1 pseudogene is annotated in these 1,021 nt (G+C 48.5%); it reads right to left on the bottom strand.

The annotated features are described in order from the left end of the window. Nucleotides 1–1,021, bottom strand: a pseudogene (vmeD, locus tag R7P67_RS26615) (multidrug efflux RND transporter permease subunit VmeD); the annotation flags it as partial.

The raw sequence follows: 1,021 nt of genomic DNA, 5'->3' as shown, positions 1-1,021 counted from the left end.
GCGCGCTACCTTCCGTCACGAACTGACGTGCTTCACCCATGTAGTCGTGGTTGTAACCGGCAGGCAGTTTGTTCTGCGCTACGTCCTCGAACCAGTTAATTGCATCACCCATTGCGACGCCAGGCGATGGTACAGCACCAACGGTTGCTGAGTTCAGCTGGTTGAAGTGAGGCAGTGAGCGAGGCTCGGCGACAACATCAATAGTGATCAGACTACCAAGTGGTACTGCTTTTCCATCCACAGAACGAACGTAGTAGTTCTTCATTGATTCTGGATTTAAACGCCATTTACGTTCAACTTGAGGAATTACCTCGTATGAACGGCCATTTAGGTCGATACGGTTTACGTAACCATCAGCCATCATGGTGCTTAGCGTGATACCGATGTCTTGCATCGTCACACCGTATGCGCCCGCCTTGTCTTTATCGATTTTGATCTTCATGGTCGCAGAGTCGTAGTTCAGATCTAAGTCCGAGTAGACGAACATTGGACTGCTGGCTACGTCTGTCAGAACGTCGCTTGCGATCGTAAACAAGCTTTCGAAGCTGTTTGGTGTCGTGATAACGAACTGAATTGGTAGACCTGAACCCGCACCAGGCAGTTCTGGCATCTGGAATGCCGTGATTGACATGCCTGGTACGCTTGCAACTAATCCACCAACACGTTTGGTGATCTCAGATTGGCTGGCTTCACGCTCACTCCAAGGTTTAAGTGTTGCTAGACCAAACGCTTGGTTCGAGTTAGGAACACCGTTAAATACCTGCGCGTATTCTACCTCTGGTTGATCCGACAGAATCTTGTTTACATCGTTCATGGTGTTTTGGATGTAATCCAAGTTCGCGTTCGAAGGCGCCGTACCCATTAGTACAACCACACCTTTATCTTCCGAAGGTGCAAGTTCACTAGGAATGAACTTGAACAAGACTGGTAAGCTTGCAAATACAATGATTGCAAACGCAATAACAACCGGACGATGAGCCATTACCGCTTTCAACATGCCTTCGTAACGAGTGGTCATGCC

The sequence above is a fragment of the Vibrio sp. Vb0937 genome (assembly GCF_033338855.1).
Note: the sequence above shows the minus strand (reverse complement) of the source record. Positions and strands in the feature narration are given on the sequence as shown.